This window comes from Vibrio kagoshimensis (assembly GCF_050337535.1).
In the GTDB taxonomy this organism is placed as follows: Bacteria; Pseudomonadota; Gammaproteobacteria; order Enterobacterales; family Vibrionaceae; genus Vibrio; species Vibrio gallaecicus.
Map to the genome: position 1 here is coordinate 105,009 of NZ_JAKJSZ010000011.1, position 24,955 is coordinate 129,963.

Sequence of the window (24,955 nt, forward strand, 5' to 3'; positions counted from 1 at the left end):
ATGAAAAAGACAGGTAGTGGCCTGTCTTTTTTTATTCATCAAGAACTCGTTAAATAAATAGCTAAGTCAAAAGTTAACCATTAGTAGATAACTTTGATCTTGCTTGCACTTTCAACTGCGTCTTCAATTGCAGTTTCAACTGTTTTACGGCGTGTAAGCGCGACACCTAAGCGTCTGCGACCATTGATGTCCGGCTTACCGAATAAGCGAACTTGTGTTTGAGGGAATGCTAGCGCTTCATTTAACCCTTCATAACGGATGTTCTCTGACGAACCTTGCCCTAGAACGACTGCTGAAGCACATGGACCATACTGTGTTATCGAGTTGATAGGCATGCCAGTGAAAGCACGAACATGTAAGGCAAATTCTGATGAGTCTTGCGATAGAAGCGTTACTAAGCCAGTGTCATGTGGACGCGGGGAAACTTCGTTAAAGATAACATGGTCACCTTTGATGAAAAGCTCAACACCGAAGATACCAAACCCGCCTAAGGCATTAACTACTTGTTCTGCAGTAAATTGTGCGGCTTTTAAAGCGTTGTCTGACATGACTTGCGGCTGCCATGATTCACGGTAGTCGCCATCTTCTTGGCGATGACCGATTGGTGAACAGAAATGCACGCCATCCACAGCTCGAATGGTTAATAAGGTAATCTCGTAATCGAAGTCAATGAAGCCTTCAACAATTACTCGTCCAGCGCCAGTACGACCACCTTCTTGTGCATAATCCCAAGCTGTTTGAATATCAGCTTCAGTTTTTATAACACTTTGACCTTTACCTGAAGAGCTCATAACTGGTTTGACTACACAAGGCAGACCAACGAACTCTACAGCAGAAGAGAAGTCATCAAAATTATCAGCAAAGCGATATGGAGAAGTGCTAAGCGATAATTCTTCAGCAGCCAGTCTACGGATACCTTCACGGTTCATTGTTAGCTTCGTTGCATTTGCAGTTGGAACGACATTGAGTCCTTTAGACTCAAGCTCAACAAGTTTATCCGTTGCGATTGCTTCAATTTCAGGTACTACATAATCTGGTTTTTCTTGCTTAATGATGGTTTCTAACGCTTCTCCATCTAGCATATCAAAGACGTGACTACGGTGAGCAACTTGCATTGCCGGTGCGTTTGCGTAGCGATCACAAGCAATCACTTCTAAACCTAAACGTTGGCATTCTATTGCCACTTCTTTACCAAGTTCACCAGAACCAAGTAAAAGGACACGAGTTGCATTTTGACTAGTTGCTGAACCAAACATGTATATTCCTTCCGAACTGTATAGCTGATAAGTAATTTAAGAACGGGGTGATGATACTGTTTTAAACGTCAAAAGCAATCGTTTGCCTGTTGGTTTTCGCGACTTTTAGAGAATAAAAAAGCCACCAACTGAATTAGTGGTGGCTTGTTAATTTCTTGTTGAATCTATGTATTTAGATTGCTAGGTAAGATACTGGAATGTCAGGATTTATTGTTTCAAGTGTTGACTGTGTATCTGCTAGGTGGCTAATAGAGCCTTCGTTCATTTCAACCAGTGCCGCGCATTCAATTTGGTCGAATTCGAAGCCAGCTAATCTTAACTGAATAAGTGCTACTTGAAGAGGTGGTAGGCTAGGGTTGAAAGCAGCATTTTCAGCATATGAACCTGTGAAAACTTCGCCGGTAATTAGTTTTAATGCTACGCCGCTGAGGTTCTTTGTATAAGGTGCATGGCTGCGGTTTAGAGCATGTAATGCACTAGTGACAAGCGAGTCATTGTCTTCACATGAAAATGCATGGTCTAGCTTACTCATTAAACCTGTTGTGATACCAAGATCTGCAGGACCAAATGAGTCTGGCAAGTAATCTTCTAGAGATTTTTCGTCACGTTCAGGAAGCTGAATCTTAAGTTCTTTCGCGGTGGTCAGTTCATTCATAAACTGGCGACAGTGACCGCAAGGGCTGAAGTTGATAGTGATATCAGAGATGCCTTCTTCCCCTTTCATCCATGCGTGGCTGATACCAGATTGTTCAGCATGAACTGTTTGACCGAGTTGTGCGCCAGAAATTTCAAGGTTAGCACCGAAGTATAAACGACCTGAAAGTCCGCGGACTAATGAGCCAACATAAAAGTTAGAAATAGGCGCGTATGAATAAGCCGCTGCTAAGGGGAGTAGTGCAACACGAAGTTCATTATCTTCTAACCCGCTGGCTGAAAGCAATTCTTGATATTGTTCTTTACTAAAAGTGGCATCAAAACCTTCAGCTAACACAATGTCACTGAGAAGAGCTTTAATTGTTTGAGGAGCATTTTCTAGCGCCAGAGTGATACGACTTGTCATGTGTAATCCTTAATTAATCTTAGGTTTTAATTCTAGATCATCACAGGGATTTATCTGTGATAAAGATCACCATTCAAATGCGCATGTTACATGTTGTTTCACAATTAGAGTGAGGTCACAAATGCAATCGATTTCAATATGCAAATAACTCATTAGTTAAATAAATGTTAGGTAGAAAAGGTTATATTTTTTGTGATAGTTGGGGGGGGGAGAAAGTAAAAGTTGGGTGAGTTCTGCTATAAAAACACCTGAATACACTCTATAAAATCATTCAGGTATCGCTAAATTAGTTCAGATTAGGGGGGGGGATAATATTGCAAACTATCAATACTGCAATGATTAAGCTTCCCAATGACGAAGTCCGCCAATGAGAAGCAGGAATTATTATGTGTCGTAATAATTTAATGAGGAAAAGTAATCGTTAGACCGCTAATTCAAAAAAGGCATAGACCCAAACCACTGCAGAGAAGATCGTTGGTGCAATGATTGAAGTGATCACGCCGCACAGTACTAAAGCAAGCGAACTGAAGGCCGCATCTTGTGGCGCCTTTTCTGCACTGGCTGCAGTCCCTAACGCATGGGAAATGGTTCCCATGGTAAGACCTCGTGCTATGGGACTTTTTATTCCTATTAAATTATAAATAGGGTAGGCAAAAATTGCACCGAACAAGCCCACTATCAATACTAAAATAGCCGCAATTGCAGCTTCTCCACCCAGGTGGCTGGATATTTCCATAGCAATAGGTGTGGTAACAGACTTACCAAGTAAACTGGCGACTAGGCTTAATTCTGCATGGAATAATGTTGCGATAGTGGCTGCCGTAATCATAGACATGATACTGCCGATCGTGCATGCAAGCGTTATGATTCGCCAATTAGCTCTGATCTGTGGAAGCTGTTCATATAAAGGATAAGCTAAGGCAACCACAGCGGGTTGAAGCATATAATTTATCCAAGAGTTGTCGGCATAATAGCGCTCGAACGGTACTTTTAGATAAGTAAGAATAGGGATCAAGATCGCGAGGCAGATCAGTAATGGGTTACAGAAAGGTGAATTAACTTTTCTGCTTACCCATCTAGCGAACATAAATACGATGACAGTGACTATTAACCACATACTCAATCCCTCCTTGTAAGTAAGCGGTCAAGAAACAGCGCTAAGGAGACTAATACGATTAATGAACCACCTACAGCACTGGCTAAAATAGGCAATGCATTGTTAATCAGCATATCAATATGTTCCATTAGCCCTACACTGATTGGTACGAAAAGGAGTACCATAAATCGAATGATTATATTGGCTCCTGATTTAACCCATTTAGAAGGTAGTAACCCGCTCGCCATTGCCGCGAATAGCAATAGCATTCCAAAGATACTTCCAGGTATAGAAGTATCTAAAAATTGTTGGATGGCATTTCCTGCAGTTAAAGATCCAATAATGAGTACGAAAGATATTAAGCAGTAAATGATATCAATGAGCTTATTTTTTACATCCATAAATGTGGATAGAGCCTTTGTGGTTTGGAATGGTTAGAGTGCTAGCTAACAAGCTTTTCAACATATTGGTAAACAGATTTGAGAATCGCCATTTTCTTCTCATCACTCTCATGTTCATGAGCTAGATTTTCAAGATTTAGCATGTACTCCTCAATTCGTGTTTCATAAAAATCACGACAGTGGTTAGCCCAGCGTTGTTGCTCATTCTCATTGAGAGTTAATGGGAAGTGCCTTGCACGGTAACGAAATAGCAGAGGTTCAATGCGAGCATCATTGAAGCTGATATCAAGTGCCGCGAGATTGTTTGGATCGGTTTCACGAATGATATCCATGGCAGCCTTGTCTGCAGGAGAAAAGAAACCGTCGTATAAGTGAGTATCGACATCGTCACTTTTCTCATAGTCCCTGTCGACTGTATACAAGCCTATCAGCTTCTCTCTTATTTCTGGGTTGTCTTTAATAATGGATAGATTTTTTAAGCATTGTTGTCTGTCAATGCCGATTGTTTCGGCATTATTAGCCGTCAAAGTTTTAGCAGGGGCAATCACTGGGCATTTGTTTAAGTGAACCAACTTGATTGGAACTGGCAGTTCATCTTCTGATAATTCACTGCGTTTCGTGTAAAGCCTTTCACGCAAAGCATCGGAATCCAGTTCAAGCAGTGGAGATGGATCTTTTGCAAGATCAACCACAATAACAGCATTCTTGTTCACCGGATGCCAAGCAACAGGTACGACCCAGCTAGTGTAGTTACAATCACGGCCAAACATGCCCGAAACGTGCATTAATGGCGTCATGTTTACAATATCAATCAGCTCATTTACTTTGCGCTTGTGTCGCATGTTGTATAAGTAATCGTACATCTTAGGTTGAGCCGTTTTTAACTTTTTAGCGAGCTCAATAGTTGCGATTACGTCAGCCATGGCATCGTGAGCATTTTCATGTTCAATGCCATTAGCTTTAGAGAGATGCTCAAGTTTAAAACTTGGGTAACCTTCTTCATTTTCTGGCCACACAATACCATCCGGTCGAAGTGCATGGACAGCACGCATAACATCAAGTAAATCCCAACGAGAATTTCCGTTCTGCCAGCTCCACGCGTAAGGGTCGATAAAGTTTCGGTAACAAGTATAGCGAGTTACTTCATCATCAAACCGAATACTGTTATAGCCAAGGCTAGTGGTATTAGGCTTGGCGAGCTCTGCGTGTATTTGTTCGATGAACTCAGGCTCAGGAAGACCTTGCGTAGCAGCTTTTTGCGGAGTAATTCTTGTGATTAACGCCGCTTCAGGAGCAGGGAGATAATCAGAAGGTGGCTGACAATAAATCACCAATGGCTCACCGATGATATTGAAATCTTGGTCGGTACGTACACCAGCAAATTGGCTTGGGCGATCTTTAGCTGGGCTAGTTCCCCAAGTTTCATAATCGAAAAAGAAGTATGTCGGCTGGTTATCTGAGCTCATTGAGTGTCCTGAACAGTAAATGTGGATTTACTGTGACTGAAGGTTAGTTTTGCTAAGTATCTGATAGTATGCGGCAGCGGTGCAAGGGTGATTCTTAATAAATTTAAGAAAAATGCCCGTCTTCGAGCCCGCTTCTGTGATTTATGGTTATTTAAAAAGCGTTCAGGTATGCGAGTCAAAGAAAGTTAGCAAAAAATAGGACTCTATTTGGGGTATTAAAAAGCCCAATCATTCGTTTACAAAGAGTAAGTAATGATTGGGCTGTGATATTGAAGCACTAACAATATTAATTACTATCAATAATAAGTAATAACTATAGTCGAGCACTGTTATCTGTTTGATTAGTGCTCACTTAAATGAGCTTAGTAATCAATCTGTTAGATTAAAACGCAGTTCGCTTGTAACGGCGGTAAACTGGTTGCCAGAAGTGCTGATCAATCGCTTGTTGTAACGCTTCATCGGTAATCTCTAAAGCAACGCCTTGCTCAATTGCTTTTTTGCCTACAGCAAATGCAATTTTCTTCGAAACAAGGTGAATTTCTTCTAATGGTGGAAGAAGCGCACCACTACCGTTAATTGCAAGTGGTGAGCATGTTGCTAACGCACGACTTGATTCCATCAGCATTTCATCAGTGATTCGAGATGCGTTTACTGCTAGCACACCTAAACCAATACCAGGGAAGATGTAGCTGTTATTACACTGCGCAATAGGGTAAGTCGTACCATTATGGACAACTGGTTCAAATGGGCTACCTGTTGCTACTAATGCTTGTCCACCAGTCCAACGGATGATGTCGTTTGGTGTTGCTTCAACACGGCTCGTTGGGTTAGATAGAGGGAACACGATAGGGCGCTCGCAATGCTTATGCATCTCTTGAATGACTTCTTTGCTGAATAAGCCTGGCGCACCAGAAACACCCACTAAAACGGTTGGTTTAGCATGGCGCATAACATCAAGCAGTGAGAAGCCGGTACCTTCACTTTCCCAATCTTTAGTATTGGCATTGCTTTGTACAAGACGCTGTTGGAAATCAAGCAGGTTTTGCATGCCTTCTTGTAGTAAGCCCCAACGGTCAACCATATAAACTTGAGAGCGTGCTTGTTGGTCACTGATACCTTCAGATACCATTTGAGCAATGATAGCTTCAGCAATACCACAACCTGCTGAACCTGCACCTAAGAAAGTCACGCGTTGATCAGAAAGTTGACTGCCCGCGGCTTTACACGCAGCAAGTAAAGAACCCACAGTAACAGCTGCTGTACCTTGAATATCATCGTTGAAACAACAGATGCGATCTTTGTAACGCTCAAGCAGTGGCATTGCATTCTTTTGTGCGAAATCTTCGAACTGAACTAATGCATCTGGCCAGCGACGTTGCACGGCTTGAATAAATTCTTCAACGAACGCATCGTAATCAGCACCTGTGATACGAGGGTGACGCCAGCCCATGTACATTGGGTCAGCAAGACGCTGAGGGTTGTTTGTACCTACATCTAACACAATTGGTAGCATGTAGGCTGGGCTAATACCGCCACAAGCCGTATACAAAGCTAACTTACCAATTGGAATCCCCATTCCGCCAATGCCTTGGTCTCCCAAACCAAGAATACGTTCGCCATCCGTGACCACAATAACTTTTACATTATGGTTCGTTGCATTGTTAAGAAGGTCATCGATACGCTCACGGTTTGGGTATGAAATAAACAAACCACGACCACGACGGTAGATGTTAGAAAAGTTTTCACAGGCTGCGCCAACGGTTGGCGTGTAAATGATAGGCATCATTTCAGAAATGTGATTTTGAACTAAACGATAAAAAAGTGTTTCATTCGTATCTTGGATGTTTCTTAAGTAGATATGTTTATCCATATCATTTTCAAAGCTGAGATATTGCTTATATGCACGTTCAACTTGCTCTTGAATTGTCTCGGTTGTTTCTGGTAACAAACCTTCAAGGTTAAAAGAGCTGCGTTCTTCTGCCGAGAATGCACTGCCTTTGTTAAGAAGTGGAGTACTTAATAAAGCAGGACCTGCATAAGGAATATAAAGAGGGCGTTTATCGTTGTTCATTGGGTGCCTAATGTGGGAGAAAGAAAACCGAAAAATGATAACGGTTTAGTTATTCAATTGTAAACAACTTCTACGTATTTCAACATGAGAAAATGGCATTCTCGTTCACTCGCCACACTTATCGAAATTCATTAAGAGAATTCGGTATACTCTGCTCACATTTTTCAAGCTTCGCATTCCATTTATGTCTGAATTACCTATTGATGAACACAAGTCCACTTTCACTCGGTTAATACAAAATAATCACTTGGTGGTAGAGGCTGAGACGGGTTCAGGCAAATCCACTCGTTTGCCTATATGGGCTGCAGAACACGGTCGGGTTCTTGTTGTTGAACCCAGGCGAATTGCTTGTACTTCACTTGCTACTTATCTTGCTGAGCAATCAGGTTGCACTTTAGGTGAAAAAATTGGTTTCGCTATTAAATTAGAGGCTCAATTTTCACCAGATACTGAAGTGGTATTCGTGACGCCTGGTGTGGCATTACGCTGGCTTGCTGACGATGGATTAAAGCACTTTGACATAGTGATGGTGGATGAGTTTCATGAACGTCGATGGGATATCGATTTGCTGGTGGCGTTATTAAAAGAGAATAAAAGCCATCGATTGATTGTCACTTCAGCGACAATAGAAGGTGAAAAGCTTGCCGCCTATATTGATGGGCAACGAATACGATGTGCCGGTCGTGTATTTGAGGTGTCATACCAATATAGAGCAAGAGACTCGCGACATTTACCAGACATACGTTCGATTGAGCAAAATGTACAAGCTGAGGTTGAAAGACAAATAGAGCATACCACTGGGGATATTTTAGTCTTTCTGCCAGGAAGGAAAGAAATCACCCAGTGTGCTCAGATGCTGGAGAAACTCAACGATCGACAACTCTACGATTTGCTTATTGTGAAGCTGCATGCTTCCGTCAGTGATGAAGAAAAGAACACGGCGCTTACCGTGAATGAGAAAAGAAAGATTATTTTAGCCACTAATGTCGCGGAAACATCCCTAACGATTCCGAATGTCGGGGTAGTGATTGATTCAGGTCTAGAAAGAAGAACCGTACAAAGGAATGGACGCACAGCGCTGAGCCTTAAAGCCATTTCTAAAGCGAGTGCAAAACAGAGAGCGGGGCGAGCGGGACGTATGATGAATGGTTTATGTATTCGTCTGTATGGTGAACATGCCGCTCTGGAATTAATGACTCCACCAGAGCTTCAGCGTGAAGAACTGATAGAACCCATGCTTACTGCTGCAGCTTGTGGTAATCCGTTACAAAAGTTGAACTTCCTAAACCCCTTACCTGAACGTTCAGTAGAACAAGCCAAGCAGGCATTGTTGCTGATGGAGGCGGTAGATCATGAAGGAAAGATAACTGAGCATGGTTTAAAAATTGCACCGCTACCCATTGATGCGCTGTATGCCGATATTGTTACTCGAATCAGTGAGAAGTCACTAAAAGAAGCCATGATAGACTTAACCGCTGCGTTATCTGTTCCGGCAAATTTGTATCAGTTACCTTCAAATAGTGAAGCATTGCAAGAATTGGCTTTGGTAGAGAAAAACGGCTGCGATATGAGTCTATTGATTGGTTTAATTCGTGGAGGTACGTACCCACATATCCAAATAGATACCAATGCGTTAAATGAAGCAAAAGGCTTAGCAAAGCAGATGCGTGAGGTTTTTGAATTACCTCAGCTTGAAGCTGCCTCTAGATACCAGCGTCAGCCACTATTAAAAGAGATTATGGAATTACATCCTGAGCTAGTGTTTGTTCGAAGAGCTAAAAGAAAAGAAGCTTTCTCAAATGAACTATTGGAAGTCTTACTTGGTCGCCAAAGCCGATTACCAAATGCTTCAGAAGCGATACTTGTCTTTGATACACATAGCTTACCGGGGCGAGGAGTTAAACAAACCCTCACGCTCGCTACTGTCACCGCTCCGCTACCACTTTCATTACTTAGTGAAGCTGAAATAGGTCAGTGGCATCAGGGAGGTACTATTGTAGAAAGCAATACAGTACATACAGAAATGTCGCTTATGTATGCCGGAAAAATAATCGCGACGAGATTACTTGAAGCGGAAGGCGAGCTTTCATTTAAGCCGATCATTGAGTTGGTGAACCAAGATCTGCTCCTGCCTGGTTTGGCAAAGCTGAGAAAGCAAGAAATCAAATATTGGCAACTTTATGTGGCTTTAGGTTGGAATGAAGCAGTTAAAAATACTGACGAGGTACAAGGCTTAACATTTGATAATTGGTTAGTCGAACAACTCAATTTATTAGGGGTTGAGTCCCCTGAAGACTTAAGTTTATTTTCAAAAGAAGATATTTTGTTCGATGGCATTCCTTATTGGGAATATGAAGATTTCACTCAAAAGTATCCTTTCGATTTATGCTTGGGTGATCTTCAACTCTCGGTAGAATACTTAGTAAGTAAAAAGCTGGTTTATGTTATTCATAAAAGTGGTATAAGGAAAACGATTCCTAAGCGGTGGGAATTACCAACGTGGAAAGGGTGGAGAATTCAGTATAAGAAAGCGAGTAAAATAGTTGATATCAAATAGTCGTTTAGTTTTTGCTGTGAAATATTAAACAAATAATGTTAGATATGATTATTCCGTACACAGTTTGTTACAGCCTTGCTTTTTATATGTCTTTTCTATCAAATTAAAGGGCATAAAAGACCATTCTCTTATATCCTATTGCTATATGGAAAGAGTTCGTAGATATTAAGTATATTGTGTTGCCAATGTGTCGGGGGACGATATGGACAAACAAAAAGAGACGTGTGTTGAATTTGATTACACTACTTTTCTTGGAGCCTCTTGTAATAAAAAATGGACGTTTTTAGAAGCACTGACCACGATTGCGCCGGTGTTTAGTACCGTTTGGCGAGATAGCATTAAAGAATTGTCGACGCCAGAGGACAGACTTTGGCAAATGGCTTTAAAGTCTATGTCATCTCGTAAAAGTGATGAGTCTAATATTGTGACTTTACTTAAATTGGCGAAGCTGGAAGGGATAAACGAACTTAAAGTAGTGATGCCTTACTCGCTAGAAGATGAGCAGATTGAGTATATTGAATCGAAAAGTCACCTTGTCATTGCTAATAAATCATTAGAAGAGTTTACGATTCGCTTATAAGTATTGTCCTTATAAAGACTTCGCTTATCAATACTTGAAGATAGCCTAATTGAATACTGAAAGGACCTCATAAATGAGGTCCTTTTTTATTTGTTTCTTTCTTTCTAGCACTTAGTCATATGGTGCTTAGTCAATCAAATCGTATTGCGAACGCAGAATATCCACAATCTCTTGCTTCGGATTTTCGCTAAGAACGATCTTATTACCAGTGATTTTTTCTGCAATATCAGTATAAGTTCGAGATACAGACATTAAAGCATCAAGCGGTAATTCATTGTTCTGAGCTAATGCTTCACGTTCTGGCATGCGCTCTTTATTGAGAAGAATATCTGGATCAGGGAAGTAGTTTAGTAGGAACTGACGGAACCCTTCTTTAGAGTTTTCAACAATCTTACCGTTATTATATTCTGAAGTATCCCAAATACGAGATGAGTCAGGTGTACCCACTTCATCCATGTAAATCAGCTTCTCATTGCCTTTAGCATCATTGACATAGCCAAATTCAAACTTTGTATCAACAAATGTTTGTTCAACATTTTCCAGTGCTTGGCTGATAACAGTAAACCCTTCCTTCAGCAGTTTTTCGTAATGCGAAATGTCACTTGCCTTAGTGAAGTTGAATGCTTGATAGTTATCTTCAATGTTTTGACGGGTGATATTAACGTCATCGGCTTCAGGAACACCTGGAATACCTTTGAGAATACCTTTAGTTGATGGAGTGATAAGTAGTTCTGGTAGCTTCTTATCTTTCTCTAAGCCCTCTGGCATTCCAATGCCACAGAACTCTCGTTCGCCATTAGCATAAGCTCGCCACATTGAACCTGTGATGTATTGACGGCAAATCGCTTCAATCATGACTGGACGAGCTTTTTGAACTATCCACACGAACGGGTGAGGAATATCGAGAATGTGGCTATCAGCTAAACCATTATCTTGGAATAATTTAAACCAATGATTCGAAATGGCATTCAGTGCTGCACCTTTCCCAGGGACTCCTTTTAAATTCCCTTCACCTCGCCATATACAATCGAAAGCCGAAATACGATCACTAATTACCATGATAGCTAAGGGTGCATCAGGTGCTACGTCATAACCTTTTTCTTGGATTAGTCTTTGGCTATCTTCTTCGGTTAACCAATAAACAGAACGAACTTTGCCACTATGGACAGGTTTGTTAGTACGAATTGGTAGATCATCATTTACGGCAAGAACTTGATCAGCGAGGCTCATTTAGACATTCCTATCTTTTATCAAACGTCATACAGAGAGTGCGAGTACGCACGAGATTAGACGGGCATTATACCCAAACTAATTTTTGCTGCCACATGAAAAGCAAACGTTTGCTATTGTTTTTTTATAATAAAAAAACTCTATCCGCGATATGCGCGAATAGAGGCTAAAAAGGCAGGTTCTAAAAGTTGAATAAATTTAGTGGATACGGTCTTGTTCAGATGAAACGAAAAACACTTCACATTGGTACTGAGTCGCTAATTTTACTAATTGGGCTTGTTCAAATTGGCTGATGTTATTACTTGCCACAATAGCACTCGCATTTCTTGAAAGGATGGCTCTTTTGACTATTTCCGCTTCAGAGCATACTTGAGATGGCTTCATATGAATGACTCGTTCACAGCAGACGTTGTGCTTTCTTAACTGCGAAGCCTCAGGGCGTGGTGTCTCAGCGGTAAAAAGAAGCCATTGTTGTTGATTAGACAGCAAAGCGATTCTTGAGAAAAGCGAGTGATTGCTTTTATGCGAAGATCGAATTGAAGAAGTTAATGAGCAGTGAAATAGCTGGCTAGGGTTTTGAGTCTTAACGTGTGCTTGAATCATTTTGCTGTCCTTATATACATGCTGTATGTGTATACAGTAGTTTTTGTTGTGTATAAGATCAAGCAGTTTTTGCTGTTAAAATAATCGCTATTTTATGATGGTTAGTGGGTTATCGAATTAAATGTTTGATTTTTAATGGATATTTATTATTAATCGGAAAGGTATGATTAAGGTGAAATGTGATAGAAGGCATACTGCAGATTTAAATCTATACAGTAGTTCGCTTGCTATACAGTACTTTTGGAGGCTGTACAGTAGTTTGAGAAAAGCTATCTAGATTTTTTTGGGAGATAGTGGTTATGCTTGAAATTTATAGTTTGTGTTGAGCTGGCGAGTACAGCACTTAATTCTGAGCCAAAACACAAAAAAGCGCTCAAGGCGCTTTTTTATGTCTTATGGTACTAATGCTTGTTTCGATGACTTATCTTAGATTCACTTGAGAAAGTTTCGATCTCATCTCTAATTCGCCGATATTGAATTGGCGAACGTCCATTGTTGCTAAGTCATTACATTTTTCGCATGAGTGATGGTGTTTTCCATCAAGATAATCATGCTTCATTACTAGGCTTGGCTGCTTACACCAATCACAAATGCCTTCAATTGTGAACATATCAAATCTCCTCACCTGTATATGTCAGGTGTATTTTCGCGGCAGATTATGACACAACTAGACATTAAAAGTTAATTCTTTGTTACTCGTTTTTGAGAGCGATATCGTTTGCTAGGCTAATAAAAATAAGAGTAAAGGAGAAATTGAGTAATTTACCCTATCTTAAATTCACTTTTTGGTAACATTTTGTAATATGGTTTTTAAAGACGCATTCAATCGTTTCATCTCATCATCACTTCCATGCAGATCTGGGTGGTAAATTTTTGATAATTGCTTATATCTAATTTTTATCGACTTAGGAGGTGGAATAGAATTCGCGCTATAGCCAAATAGTGCGCAAGCAATCTTTAGTTTTTGGACATCTTTAGAAGCTTGATATTTTTTGACTTCCCGGAACATTGCTTCTAATTGGCGCTTCTGTTGTTTAATAGTGAAGTTTTTGGATTTGATCTGAGCTTCTAATGCCTGATTTTGTTCATTTTCTTTGTGTGAGCGTTTAGCGCGGACCTTTGTGACAGTGATGGCTAACCCACAAAGTAATATCAATAATGCAGATATTGATAAATAGTCAGAGGTGACCAGCAAGGGGGCTGAAATTGGTGCTCGATTTGGATCAATTAGTTCATCTGATGATTCTTCTTCACTAAAGGCACTATTGAGCTGTTCGATTTCTGATATCTGCTTCTCACGCCTAGCGTTAAACTTCGCTTCTAATACACGGCTGTAGCCGTCTTGAGCCTTGTCATCGTAATAAGTGGCAACTTGATACCATACTTCAGCTAAATCAAGAGGACTTAATGTTGAGGAAGGGTAGTGCTCATAAATCTTTGCGAGTTCTAGTGGTGCTGTGGGGTTACCTCTACTGGCAAGTTGGCTATACCAGCGAATAGCGGCTTGTGGATTTTTCTCTGTTCCTATTCCTGACGCAAGAAAGTTAGCCAGTTTTAACTGAGCTTTTATATGACCATTTTCAGCAGCTTGAGAATACCAGTAAAAAGCATTGTCAGCGTTTGCTTCTACATCAACTCCAAGATCATACGATTGAGCAAGCAAATATTGAGATTGGGGATCTTGCTGTTGCGCTTTTTCAGTCAAACCAGTAATCGTGTCTGCTTGTGTAAAAGAAGCGGAGAAAAAAAATAGAGCGGTGATGATTCGTACTATTATTGACATAATAAATAATTATCTAATTCTAATAAAAAGGCTCAGTAATGATACTGAGCCTTTTTGATTATTTCAGAGGAAGAATCTGAATTTCTACGCGGCGGTTACAAGAACGACCTTGAGAAGTTTTATTATCACATATTGGGTAACGTTCACCATTACCACGTGCAATGGCACGTCCAGGGGCAACATCTTGTGAGATGAAGAATGAACGAACTGATTCAGCGCGACGCTCTGATAAAATTTGGTTTGATGATTCGCTGCCAGTGCTATCTGTATGACCGTCAATGACTAAGCTGGTATCTGGGTATTCAACAAGAATACGAGAAATACCACGAAGGGTTTTGTGAATGCTTGGCTCAAGAGCATAAGAGCCGGACTCAAAGCCAATACCATTTTCTAAGCGAAGCAATAATTGGTTTTCACCGACACGTTCTACTTGCACGCCTGAATCTAATAACTCATTACGTAAAGCTTGTTCTTGCTGGTCGAAGTAATAACCAACACCACCACCAACAGCACCACCAGCAGCAGCACCAATAAGTGCGCGTTTGCGGCGATCTTTAGAGTCATCACCGGTAGCTGCGCCTGCAACCGCGCCGGCAATAGCACCAATTAGAGCCCCTGTTGTTGCTGAGTTTGTTTCAGATTCACCAGTTGTTGCGTTTTGACGCTGAGTAGCCTGACAACCAGTCAAGGCGATGGTAAGGGCAAGTGCGAGAGTGATTTTTTTCAAGTTTTAATCTCCGTATAATAATGCTGTGTCTAGCCATAAATAACCTTTCTTATGGTCAAAATATCATTGCTTATGGCTAACATATTATTCTGTATAACAATGAGGCTAGACATTGTAAAGTTTTGGTTAAGCTTTACTTATGCGTTTAGCGGCTTGCGCCCCTGCAACTGGACGATTAACAGACAGTTTACGCCCTTTTTTTAATCCAACCTCATAATCAGCTGTTAAGTTCTTCATTGCTTCACGTAACTGCTGTTTAAATGTTTCACGATCGATGTTTTTAAATTCTTTATCAATATAGTTATTGATTTTATTATTGGACTCGTCGTCTGGAGTGATAGTGGGTAGCTTTTCAAGTGCGCCTTCAACCCAACCCGAAACAAACGAATTTACACGACGTGTCACTTCCAAGGTGCTGGTTCCAGAACCTGCAAATCCATTTCTAAATTGACCGGTATGTTCATTCAATTCACGGTAGACAATATCAAAAGCAAAAGCGGCAAAAATAGCTCGGTCTGCTTCACCGATAAACTCAACACGCTTTAATCCTTTATGATTGAGCAAAACCGCTTCAACACCAAATTTGGTATTGATGCCGCGGATAACACGCAAAACTGTCGAACTGATATTTGCTGGTAATAAATGGCTAGACTGGGTTTTTCCCATCTTGATGAATTCAATATCGTCTTTCTCAAGACCATATTTAAGCATTAAATTATGGGCCATTTTAATCGCATTGGCCGCTTCATTTACGTTCGCTGAATTACCTAATTCAAGGCATTTAGCAATTTTTTTAAGAGCTTTTTTCTTATCCATCGACTAACTATTCATTTCCGCAAATTTAGAAAAGTCCGACATTTTACCTGTTTTCGTTAATAACAGAAAGCCCTAACTATTGAGAGGTGAAAAGAGTAAACACAAATTTGTACTTATCAGGGATGGAAAGTATAAATGTTGAAGTGCAGGACAAATCGATTAGCTGATGATTTTAAAAGTGATTATATTGTGTGTTAGGTAGGAAGTTTGATTGACAATACAAGGGGTTGAGTAAAAAGTAGAGCCTCAGTCAGGGGGCAAATATAACGCCATCACATGTTGTGGATGGCGTTTTGTAGAATAGTAAATTAATAAAGCGCTTATGCTAAAGAACTAAGAACTAAGAACTAAGAACTTATGAGAAGCTTAGCTTTGGAATTAAATACCAAGCTCATCAAGCAGGTCCGCAGCTGAATCATTCTTGCTTGTTTCCGCTGGTTCCTGTTTATTTGTAGCCTGCATTTGTTTTTGTGTTGCTTCTAAAATGCTGTCTGGACATTCATCTTCAGCAACTTCAAATTCTTCAAGTTGTATAAACTCAGTTTTATCCATTGCAAGTTCAAGGTAGAAGATATTGTTGTTTGCTGTTGAGAATGTTACGCGTCTCGCTTGAGGGCGATCTAGGTTGGTATCAACAGACAAATTTACTTGCTTGTTTAAAGCCAGCATCTTTGGTTGGTTTTGCGTAATGTTGGTTTGTAGTTCTTTACGAATTTTATTGGTGAAATCGCCAACAAGTTGGTTCATTAACTCGCCTAAAACGTCGCCAACTTCATCTGAGGTGTGAAGTACAGCAAGTTCGTCTTCTGGCATGCCCATGTTACGCATGTAGTTTGTGTAAATTTCTAATGCGGCTTTTGATGTGAAATTGATCACCACCAAACCAGAGAAACCACCATCAAATAATACAAAGCAACCAAAGTCTGGCTTAAGGCTAGTTTTGTTAATCTTTTGAACCATAGCTGAATACGATACTTGAGAAGCAGTGGCTGAAGTCAGTACGCCAGATACCGATTGGCAAAGCTTAAGTAGGATATCTTCTGTTGTGACTGTCTTGTTTTTTTTCATTGTTATATGCTCTTGAGGGTTCGTATTAACGAAATGTTATTCAGTATACTTCCTGATAAAATAAGAGGAAAGAGACCATTTCTTTCATTCTTGCATTGAGATTCTTATTTGATCACCTTTTTATATGAACTTATTAGTAGTAAAGTGACGAAATTCAAATAAATATATTAAAAACCACTCATTACCCATTGCTGATAGGATCAGCGAAGTAGGGGGCAGGAAGCAAATGTTACCAAGACTTCAACTCAATATTGATGTCGATCCAGTAGTTGTAAGCTTTTTACAGGAGTTAAAAGCGGCTGGCTTTACTGGCGATATCGAATCTCAATATTCTAGCCGCTTAGCGGTTGCCACTGATAACAGTGTCTATCAACAATTACCTCAAGCAGTTGTTCATCCTCGAACGACTAAAGATGTCACGCTTATTGGTAAGATTAGCTCACAATCCACTTATGAGAGAGTTACTTTTTCTCCGCGTGGCGGTGGGACGGGTACGAATGGACAATCACTGACAAAAGGTGTTGTTGTTGATTTGTCTCGTCATATGAATCAAGTTCTTGAAATTAATGAAAAGGAAGGCTGGGTTCGTGTTCAATCTGGGGTTGTTAAAGACCAGTTGAATGATGCTGTTCGCCCATTCGGTTATTTTTTCTCTCCAGACCTTTCTACCAGTAATCGTGCAACGCTAGGTGGGATGATTAACACAGATGCTTCAGGTCAAGGTTCGTTGAAATACGGCAAAACATCCGATCATGTATTGTCTTTACAAGCGGTTTTTGCTGATGGGTCGTGTTTAGAGTCTGATCTATCGCATGGGTTGCCAAGTGACGGTGAATTTGCTTTCCAAGCTCTAGCTGTAACAGAAACTGTTTGCCGAGAAAAACGAGCGGAAATCCTTAATAAATTCCCTCCACTTAACCGCTTTCTAACGGGTTATGATTTAAAAAATGCCATTGATGAACAAGACGACAGTTTCAACCTAACTCGTGTTCTGTGTGGTGCTGAAGGCTCACTTGCTTTTATTACTGAAGCAAAACTCAATTTAACACCCATTCCTAAAGCCAGAACTTTGGTGAACGTGAAATACAACTCGTTTGACTCAGCATTGCGTAACGCTCCCTTTATGGTCGAAGCGAGTGCACTGTCTGTTGAAACGGTTGATTCAAGAGTTTTAAATTTAGCAAAACAAGATATTGTTTGGCATACCGTAAGTGACTTGCTGACCGACGTTCCTAATAAGGAAATGCTTGGTATCAACATGGTTGAATTTGCGGGGCAAAATGAAGCGGAAGTTGAAGCGCAAGTTAAAGCTTTGACTGTGCAGCTTGAAACTATGCTAGAGACAGAACAAGCCGGTGTCATTGGTTTTCAGGTATGCAGTGACCTCTCCAGTATTGGTCGTATTTATAACATGCGAAAGAAAGCTGTGGGTCTGCTAGGAGCTGCAAAAGGCAGTGCTAAACCTGTGGCTTTTGCTGAAGATACTTGTGTTCCACCAGAGAACCTTGCCGATTTTATTGTTGAGTTCCGAGAGCTACTTGACAATAAATCGCTTAATTACGGCATGTTTGGACATGTTGATGCAGGTGTACTTCATGTTCGTCCCGCTTTAGATCTCTGCGATCCAAAGCAAGAAGCGCTAATGCATGAGATCTCTGATGAAGTGGTCAAGCTGGTGGCGAAATATGGCGGTTTAATGTGGGGGGAGCACGGAAAAGGCTTCCGTTCAGAATATGGTCCTGACTTCTTTGGTGATGAACTGTTTACTGAACTGAGAAGAGTGAAAGCAGCATTCGACCCTCATAATAAGATGAATCCAGGTAAGATTTGTACACCACTTGATAGTGATGCTGAATTGGTAAAAGTTACTGATACTAAGCGTGGGTACTACGACAGACAAATAGATGTAAAAGTACGCGATAGTTTTAAACAAGCCATGGAATGTAATGGCAACGGTTTGTGCTTTAACTATGATACGAGCTCTCCAATGTGTCCTTCAATGAAGGTGACCGCTGATCGCCGTCATTCTCCGAAAGGACGAGCTGGGCTGGTAAGAGAGTGGCTACGCCAATTAACGGAACAAGGTATCGATATACTCGACTTAGAAGCGCAGGCTCTTAAGAACGATACACCGGTTAAAACGATGATCGATCGAATCCGCAATAGCGTAAATAAGCGTCATGAGTATGATTTTTCACACGAAGTGTATGAAGCCATGAATGGCTGCCTAGCTTGTAAGGCTTGTGCGAGTCAGTGTCCTATTAAAGTGGATGTCCCAAGTTTCCGCTCACGCTTTTTGAATATTTATTACTCTCGTTACCAACGTCCTGCAAAAGACTACCTTGTAGCAAATATTGAAACCATGCTTCCATTGATGGCGAAAGCACCCAAAGTGGTGAATACCGTTATTTCACAGAAGTGGGTAGCAAGCTTAACTGCAAGTACGGTTGGTTATATAGATACGCCCTTAATGTCTGTACCGACCTTATCTAAGCGTGTATCGAATAAAAACCTTCAACTGTTCGATTTACAATACCTTGCTGGTTTGTCTTCAGATGAAAAACAGCAGCATGTTTTGATTGTTCAAGACCCATTTACCAGCTTTTACGATGCAGAAGTGGTCGATGATTTTGTCACCTTGGCACAAAAATTAGGTAAAACACCGGTTCTTTTGCCATTTAAACCAAACGGAAAAGCTCAGCATATTAAAGGCTTCTTAAGTCGATTTGCTAAGAATGCAAAAAGTACGGCTGACTTTTTATCAATGGTGGCCGAGTTAGGGGTACCTTTGGTGGGCGTTGACCCTGCTTTAGTTCTTTGTTACCGAGATGAATACTTGGAAGTGCTTGGTGATAAGCGAGGAGAATTTGATGTATTAACGGTGCATGAGTGGCTATACCCAAGATTAGAGGAGTTTGACGTTCAGTCGAGTGACTCAGAAGCTTGGTATTTATTTGCACACTGCACTGAAAAGACAAAAATGCCCAACGCTGAAAAAGAGTGGGGGGCCATATTTACTCATTTCGGCGCAACGCTAAATACAGTACCTGTTGGTTGCTGTGGTATGGCAGGTACCTTCGGTCATGAAGTGGATAAATTTCAGATGTCGAAAGACATCTACGGTTTAAGTTGGAAGCCTCGATTGGAAGACTTACCGAAAGAGCGTTGTCTAGTTACGGGCTATTCTTGCAGAAGCCAAGTCAAACGTTTTGAAGGTGAAAAGCTCGCACACCCGTTGCAAGTGCTTGCTAAACTCATTTAAGATATTTATTAAGCCTAGCTCCTTGCTAGGCTTTTTTATACCGATTGATTAGCCCTGATATGCCTTTGCGTTTCGAGGGTTAGTTTTAAACACATCAAAGCAAGGATGTTAGATGAAGACTCTTGAATTAAAAATTCCCCCGGTAGCTGTATTCTTGTTTATTTTGTTATGTTCATATGGATTTAGCCAATATGTTGAATTCGGTGGTGTAGAACTACCGCTCCCTACTAGCTTATTGCTCGTAGGGATTATTATTAGTGCGGTTATCGGTCTGTCTGGTGTCTGGGAGTTTAGAAAGCATAAGACGACAGTAAATCCAACGAAACCAGATGGGGCTTCTACTATCGTCGATTCAGGTGTTTACGGATACACCCGCAACCCAATGTACTTAGGGCTGTATATTCTTTTGTTTTGTATTGGTTATTATTTTCAAAATCTAGTGAGTATGTCGTTCAGTTTTCTGTTTGTCACATACATGAATCAGTTTCAAATAAAGCCTGAAGAAAAAACGTTAGAGCAACTATTTGGGGCGAGCTATGTTGATTATAAGCAGAAAGTAAGACGGTGGATTTAGAAGGTTTAACCAGTGAATTGATAATAATTGTCATTTATAAAGTATGGATCACATTTATTTATTAGCGAGCTTTTACGTGTTTGTTGTATGAATTAGATTTCACCTGAATTTATAATAAATATATAAGGTTAGGTTATGAAAGGTTTGCAAGCTACATTGCTCGCTCTTAGCATTTCGGTCGCAGGTTTATCGTCAGTATCTGCACAAGATGCTTCTTCAAGAATTATCAATGGTACGGAAGCCGCTGAAGGAAGCTGGCCATTTATAGCTGCGCTTGTTATGAAAGACGCAGACCCGTATCAAGGTCAATTTTGTGGCGCTAGTTTTATTGGTGAACGCTATATTTTGACTGCAGCTCACTGTACTGAAGGCTTGGAGTCACAAGACATTGATGTGGTGGTTGGGTCTTCGGATCTGTCTGCTTCTGATGTTGAAGGTTCGCGTTATGCAGTTAAGCATATTTATACGCATGAGTCCTATGTCTCTGCATCATCTGGTCATGACATTGCGGTAATTGAGCTGTCTGAAGCCGCATCAAAAGTAGCGATTCCCCTAGCTGATCAATTTTTAAGAAGTGATTTACCAACAGGTGAAAGTTTAACTGTGATGGGGTGGGGTAATCAGAATAACCAGTCTGATCAATTTGTCAGTTCTAGTAAACTTCATCAAGTGAATGTTCCCCTTGTCTCTCAAAGCGTTTGTCGTACTGCATCGCACCCTTTATACCGATCCATTGGCGATGACGCATTTTGTGCTGGATTTCCACAAGGTGGGTATGATTCATGCCAGGGTGACAGCGGTGGACCAATCGTTGTAAATCATGGTGGAACGACAAAACAACTTGGCATCGTAAGTTGGGGGATCGGCTGTGCAGATGAAAACGCATACGGCGTTTATACGAACTTGAGCCACTTTACGGATTGGATTGCTACAGCTACTGGTGGTTTTAGTTACAACCAACAAAAAGATTTAGGAGTAAAACCACCGGGTTCAAATACTCATACCTTTGACTATACGAATAATACCGATGTCGCAATTAAGATTAGTAACATTTTTGAAACTTCGGGTTTAGCTGTTCAAAGTTCAAATTGTTCAAATTTACTAGTGGGTGAAACTTGCCAAGTTACGGTTGATTTTAATGTAACGAAGCTTGATTTCGACTCTATTAATATTGAGCTTACAACGGATCATCCTTTGTATTCTAAAGTGAAATCGAAAGCTTCATTTATTGGTGCAACAACGGCGGTGCAAAGTGTAAGCAGCTTAGTTGATATTACGAATTCTGGTGTATTTAATACGGCACAGTGGGAATCTAGAGATGGTTACATTGCTTCTTCAGAAATTGGTGATAATGAGAAAACGGCATTAATTATCGAAGGTGTTCCAAGAGGTAGATTAACAATACAAATCGGTGTATCGACTGAAAGCGGTGCTGATTTTATGAAGCTATATGCAAATGGTACTCAAGTCGCTCAAATGTCGGGGGAACTAGTAGAATCGCAGGATATATACCTTTCTAAAAAGCTAAATACTATTGTGGTTTTTTATGAAAAAGATTTAAGTTTATCTCGAGGAACGGATGACGTTAGGCTTTTAGATTTCCAGCTTACAGAAAGCTCTGATAGCTCACAAGGTGGTGATAACGTAGCAAGAAGCTCAAGTAGCGGCGGTACATTTGGTCTTTATGGCTTGTTTATGATATTTGGTTTTACCGTGTTAAGAAGTATTCGCTCACGTATAACTAAATAAAATTGAGTTAAATGAAAAAGGTCTACTTAGTAAGTAGACCTTTTTTGATTCTATTCTTAAGCATTAAGCATTAAGCATTAAGCATTAAGCATTAAGCAGCGGCAGCGAACTGCGCTAGGAACATTTCTTTACGTTCGTTGAATCGATTCACTAAGTCATCAACAGATGCTTGATCATATGGCTTAAGACCACTTGCAACCATACGCTTAATTCCAGTGCCAACTACTTCACCATCTTCTTTGAAATCAAAGTTCAGTGTTACCACGCCACGTTTCCCATCAACATCGAATGTTGCACCAGAAAAAGTAAGTTCAGGGTTAGTCAGGTCTAGGCGTGAAAATTCAATTTCCATGCTTTCGTAAATAACCAGAGGACGTTGGCAATTGATCATCATTTGTTGTTCTTCCATAAGAGGAACCATGATGTGAGGAAAGTTCATGCCTGAAAATTGCACATAATTTGTTACTACATGCTCTATGAATGCAGGGTCATGGCTCTTTTCACCTTCAGAGCTCATATGAAGGTATTCTTTTCCGTTATTATCGATTAACGCACTTTCAGTATTGCACTTATCATCAACTCTTAAAGCAATCCCATCATTAACCATCCCAGAAAACTTGAAACGCATTTTTTGGCTAATGCCTTCTTTTTTCAGAAGTACAGCGAACAGAAGATCACCCGGTACGCAAAAACGTTTATTGTCTTCGTCGTGTATTGGATTGAAGTCAGCGGCTACTTTTTTTGCAAAGTGGCTTGCTTGTTCACGAGTGAATTGGAATTGGTTGTCTTGAGTCGAAAAATACGGTGTCAGAAACATAGAATCGCTATTAGTAATCAAATCTGCGGCGGATTATATCCAACAATGGTCATTTCAATGGTCTATCCAGTTGGTAAGGTTGCATAAGTGACTATTTAATATGGTGATTTTCTAAATATGTGAGATGCCTATAACGTGTAAAATAATTTTTTAATGATAGCTGGTGTTTATATTTGTTAGAAAGGGCTAAAAATAGCCCTCATATATTATGCTGCCAGGGTATTCGATCATTACTAGATAGTGGTTGAATACCCGCTAGAGGCTAGAGGCTAGAGGCTAGAGGCTAGAGGCTAGAAGCTGCACATCAGTCCCTCAGGCATGAGATGGTTATGGACTGAAAGCTTTAGTAGTAAGTTGGCTTTTTCGATATCCGGAGCGAAGTATCGATCTTTATCATAGAAGCTTACCTTCTCACGTAAAATCTGTTTAGCTTCTTCAATTCGAGCAGAGGACTTATTCGGTGCTCTGAAGTCGATACCTTGAGCTGCCGATAAGTACTCTACCGCTAAAATTCCTCGAGTATTCTCACTCATATCACGTAGACGACGACCTGCGAAAGTTGCCATAGAAACATGATCTTCTTGGTTCGCAGATGTCGGTAAACTGTCAACAGAGGCAGGGTGAGCGAGTGTTTTATTTTCACTAGCAAGCGCCGCCGCAGTTACTTGAGCAATCATAAAGCCTGAATTAACCCCGCCATTATCAACAAGGAAAGGGGGAAGCTTACTTAGAGCACTATCGATAAGCAAAGCCATGCGACGTTCAGAAAGGCTGCCCATTTCTGCAATAGCTAAAGCTAGATTATCCGCCGCCATAGCAACGGGTTCTGCATGGAAATTACCCCCAGAAATAATGTCTCCATCATCTGCAAATACGAGTGGATTATCAGACACAGAATTCGCTTCGACTTGTAGAATGTCGGCGGAATTTCTTATCTGCTGTAAGCAAGCACCCATGACTTGAGGTTGGCACCGTAGTGAGTAAGGGTCTTGCACTTTTTCACAAGCAGTGTGTGATTCACCAATCTCACTGTTTTGATCAAGCATATAGCGGTACGCCATAGCAGCATCCATTTGTCCTCTATGACCACGTACACGGTGGATTCGTGGATCAAATGGACGTCGGCTACCAAGTGCAGCATCAACCGACATTGCACCGCACACGGTTGCCGATGCAAAAAGGTCTTCACTCGCAAACAAACCTTCTAAAGCAAATGCAGTTGAAGCTTGCGTACCATTTAACAGAGCAAGCCCTTCTTTTGGTGCTAGCGTGATCGGTTCTAACCCTGCAATCTGCATGGCTTCTAAACCCGAAATGATTTTCCCATTATGGCGAGCTTCACCTTCACCAAGTAATACAGTGCTCATGTGTGCAAGAGGCGCTAAGTCACCAGATGCGCCAACTGAACCTTTTTGTGGCACACACGGGTAAACCTGTGCGTTAACCAAGTCAATCAAGGCATTAATTACTTTAAGACGAATACCCGAATAGCCGCGTGAAAGGCTATTAATTTTTAGCACCATCATCAGGCGAACGGTTTCGTCTGACATGAGTTTGCCAATGCCTGCAGCATGAGAAAGTACAATGCTTTTTTGCAAGGTTTCTAAATCTTCAGGGGCAATCTTAGTATTAGCCAATAAGCCAAAACCGGTATTAATACCATAAACGGTGCGATCTTCAGCAATGACTTGCTCGACCACTTTCATGCTAGCTTCGATATCTGGAATAGCGGCAGGGTCTAGAGATAGATTGACCGGACTACGGCTAATTTTACGAAGTTCAGGAAGGCCTAGCTGCCCAGGTTTTAGTAGTAAATTCAACATGTTTTCATCTCCAGAC

The 24,955-nt window shown here is 40.8% G+C and carries 20 protein-coding genes; 5 read left to right on the forward strand and 15 right to left on the reverse strand.

The window, feature by feature from the left end; all coding sequences use genetic code 11:
* Window positions 1-80: 80 nt before the first annotated feature.
* The 6 genes from purT to L4C37_RS12240 form a co-directional block, all read right to left on the reverse strand.
* On the reverse strand, window positions 81-1,256 hold the full coding sequence (purT, locus tag L4C37_RS12215) for a formate-dependent phosphoribosylglycinamide formyltransferase (RefSeq protein ID WP_429768742.1): 1,176 nt from the start codon (window positions 1,254-1,256) through the stop codon (window positions 81-83).
* Between the two features lie 172 nt (window positions 1,257-1,428).
* Window positions 1,429-2,316 (reverse strand): cytidine deaminase, encoded by an 888-nt coding sequence (cdd, locus tag L4C37_RS12220; RefSeq protein WP_273293443.1) that lies wholly within the window; start codon window positions 2,314-2,316, stop codon window positions 1,429-1,431.
* A 421-nt stretch (window positions 2,317-2,737) separates the two neighbouring features.
* Complete coding sequence (locus tag L4C37_RS12225) at window positions 2,738-3,433, reverse strand: LrgB family protein (RefSeq protein WP_137372805.1); 696 nt, start codon at window positions 3,431-3,433, stop codon at window positions 2,738-2,740.
* A 2-nt stretch (window positions 3,434-3,435) separates the two neighbouring features.
* Window positions 3,436-3,813 carry a CidA/LrgA family protein gene (locus L4C37_RS12230; protein WP_429768743.1) on the reverse strand — a complete coding sequence of 126 codons (378 nt, stop codon included), beginning with the start codon at window positions 3,811-3,813 and terminating at the stop codon, window positions 3,436-3,438.
* A gap of 41 nt (window positions 3,814-3,854) precedes the next feature.
* Window positions 3,855-5,279, reverse strand: coding sequence for an exodeoxyribonuclease I (gene sbcB, locus L4C37_RS12235; RefSeq protein WP_429768744.1), 1,425 nt, complete (start codon window positions 5,277-5,279; stop codon window positions 3,855-3,857).
* Between the two features lie 382 nt (window positions 5,280-5,661).
* A complete protein-coding gene (locus tag L4C37_RS12240) occupies window positions 5,662-7,350 on the reverse strand; it encodes an NAD-dependent malic enzyme (RefSeq protein ID WP_273293440.1) in 1,689 nt (562 codons plus the stop codon).
* Between the two features lie 184 nt (window positions 7,351-7,534).
* Between L4C37_RS12240 and L4C37_RS12245 the strand changes: the two genes are divergently transcribed.
* Window positions 7,535-9,907, forward strand: a complete 2,373-nt coding sequence (locus tag L4C37_RS12245; RefSeq protein ID WP_429768745.1) for a helicase-related protein — start codon at window positions 7,535-7,537, stop codon at window positions 9,905-9,907.
* A 202-nt stretch (window positions 9,908-10,109) separates the two neighbouring features.
* Window positions 10,110-10,487: a transporter gene (locus L4C37_RS12250; protein ID WP_137372675.1), complete on the forward strand. Its 378-nt coding sequence runs from the start codon at window positions 10,110-10,112 to the stop codon at window positions 10,485-10,487.
* A gap of 126 nt (window positions 10,488-10,613) precedes the next feature.
* On the opposite strand, the gene L4C37_RS12255 is transcribed toward L4C37_RS12250, so the two are convergent.
* The 7 genes from L4C37_RS12255 to L4C37_RS12285 form a co-directional block, all read right to left on the reverse strand.
* Window positions 10,614-11,717, reverse strand: a complete 1,104-nt coding sequence (locus L4C37_RS12255) for a phosphoribosylaminoimidazolesuccinocarboxamide synthase (protein ID WP_137372676.1) — start codon at window positions 11,715-11,717, stop codon at window positions 10,614-10,616.
* Window positions 11,718-11,915: 198 nt separating this feature from the next.
* Complete coding sequence (locus L4C37_RS12260) at window positions 11,916-12,320, reverse strand: hypothetical protein (protein WP_137372677.1); 405 nt, start codon at window positions 12,318-12,320, stop codon at window positions 11,916-11,918.
* Window positions 12,321-12,741: 421 nt separating this feature from the next.
* Window positions 12,742-12,930: a hypothetical protein gene (locus L4C37_RS12265; protein WP_137372678.1), complete on the reverse strand. Its 189-nt coding sequence runs from the start codon at window positions 12,928-12,930 to the stop codon at window positions 12,742-12,744.
* Between the two features lie 168 nt (window positions 12,931-13,098).
* Window positions 13,099-14,103 carry a tetratricopeptide repeat protein gene (locus L4C37_RS12270; protein ID WP_429768746.1) on the reverse strand — a complete coding sequence of 335 codons (1,005 nt, stop codon included), beginning with the start codon at window positions 14,101-14,103 and terminating at the stop codon, window positions 13,099-13,101.
* A 58-nt stretch (window positions 14,104-14,161) separates the two neighbouring features.
* On the reverse strand, window positions 14,162-14,830 hold the full coding sequence (locus L4C37_RS12275) for a YiaD family glycine zipper/OmpA-like lipoprotein (RefSeq protein WP_171736243.1): 669 nt from the start codon (window positions 14,828-14,830) through the stop codon (window positions 14,162-14,164).
* A gap of 126 nt (window positions 14,831-14,956) precedes the next feature.
* The gene (locus L4C37_RS12280) at window positions 14,957-15,646 is read right to left on the reverse strand and encodes a DUF2786 domain-containing protein (protein ID WP_137372681.1); all 690 of its coding nucleotides are present in this window, start codon (window positions 15,644-15,646) and stop codon (window positions 14,957-14,959) included.
* A 378-nt stretch (window positions 15,647-16,024) separates the two neighbouring features.
* Window positions 16,025-16,714: a DUF3334 family protein gene (locus tag L4C37_RS12285; protein WP_137372682.1), complete on the reverse strand. Its 690-nt coding sequence runs from the start codon at window positions 16,712-16,714 to the stop codon at window positions 16,025-16,027.
* Between the two features lie 226 nt (window positions 16,715-16,940).
* Here L4C37_RS12285 and ydiJ point away from each other — a divergent pair, with 226 nt between their 5' ends.
* From ydiJ to L4C37_RS12300, 3 genes are all read left to right on the forward strand, one after another.
* Window positions 16,941-19,976 carry a D-2-hydroxyglutarate dehydrogenase YdiJ gene (gene ydiJ, locus L4C37_RS12290; protein ID WP_429768747.1) on the forward strand — a complete coding sequence of 1,012 codons (3,036 nt, stop codon included), beginning with the start codon at window positions 16,941-16,943 and terminating at the stop codon, window positions 19,974-19,976.
* Window positions 19,977-20,088: 112 nt separating this feature from the next.
* Window positions 20,089-20,550, forward strand: a complete 462-nt coding sequence (locus L4C37_RS12295; RefSeq protein ID WP_137372684.1) for a methyltransferase family protein — start codon at window positions 20,089-20,091, stop codon at window positions 20,548-20,550.
* 135 nt (window positions 20,551-20,685) lie between these two features.
* Complete coding sequence (locus tag L4C37_RS12300; protein WP_429768748.1) at window positions 20,686-22,299, forward strand: S1 family peptidase; 1,614 nt, start codon at window positions 20,686-20,688, stop codon at window positions 22,297-22,299.
* A gap of 91 nt (window positions 22,300-22,390) precedes the next feature.
* Here L4C37_RS12300 and L4C37_RS12305 read toward each other — a convergent pair whose 3' ends face one another.
* Both L4C37_RS12305 and hutH read right to left on the reverse strand, forming a co-directional pair.
* Window positions 22,391-23,116, reverse strand: a complete 726-nt coding sequence (locus L4C37_RS12305) for a DUF3581 domain-containing protein (RefSeq protein ID WP_137372686.1) — start codon at window positions 23,114-23,116, stop codon at window positions 22,391-22,393.
* Window positions 23,117-23,406: 290 nt separating this feature from the next.
* Complete coding sequence (gene hutH, locus L4C37_RS12310) at window positions 23,407-24,939, reverse strand: histidine ammonia-lyase (protein ID WP_273293430.1); 1,533 nt, start codon at window positions 24,937-24,939, stop codon at window positions 23,407-23,409.
* Between the last annotated feature and the right edge of the window lie 16 nt (window positions 24,940-24,955).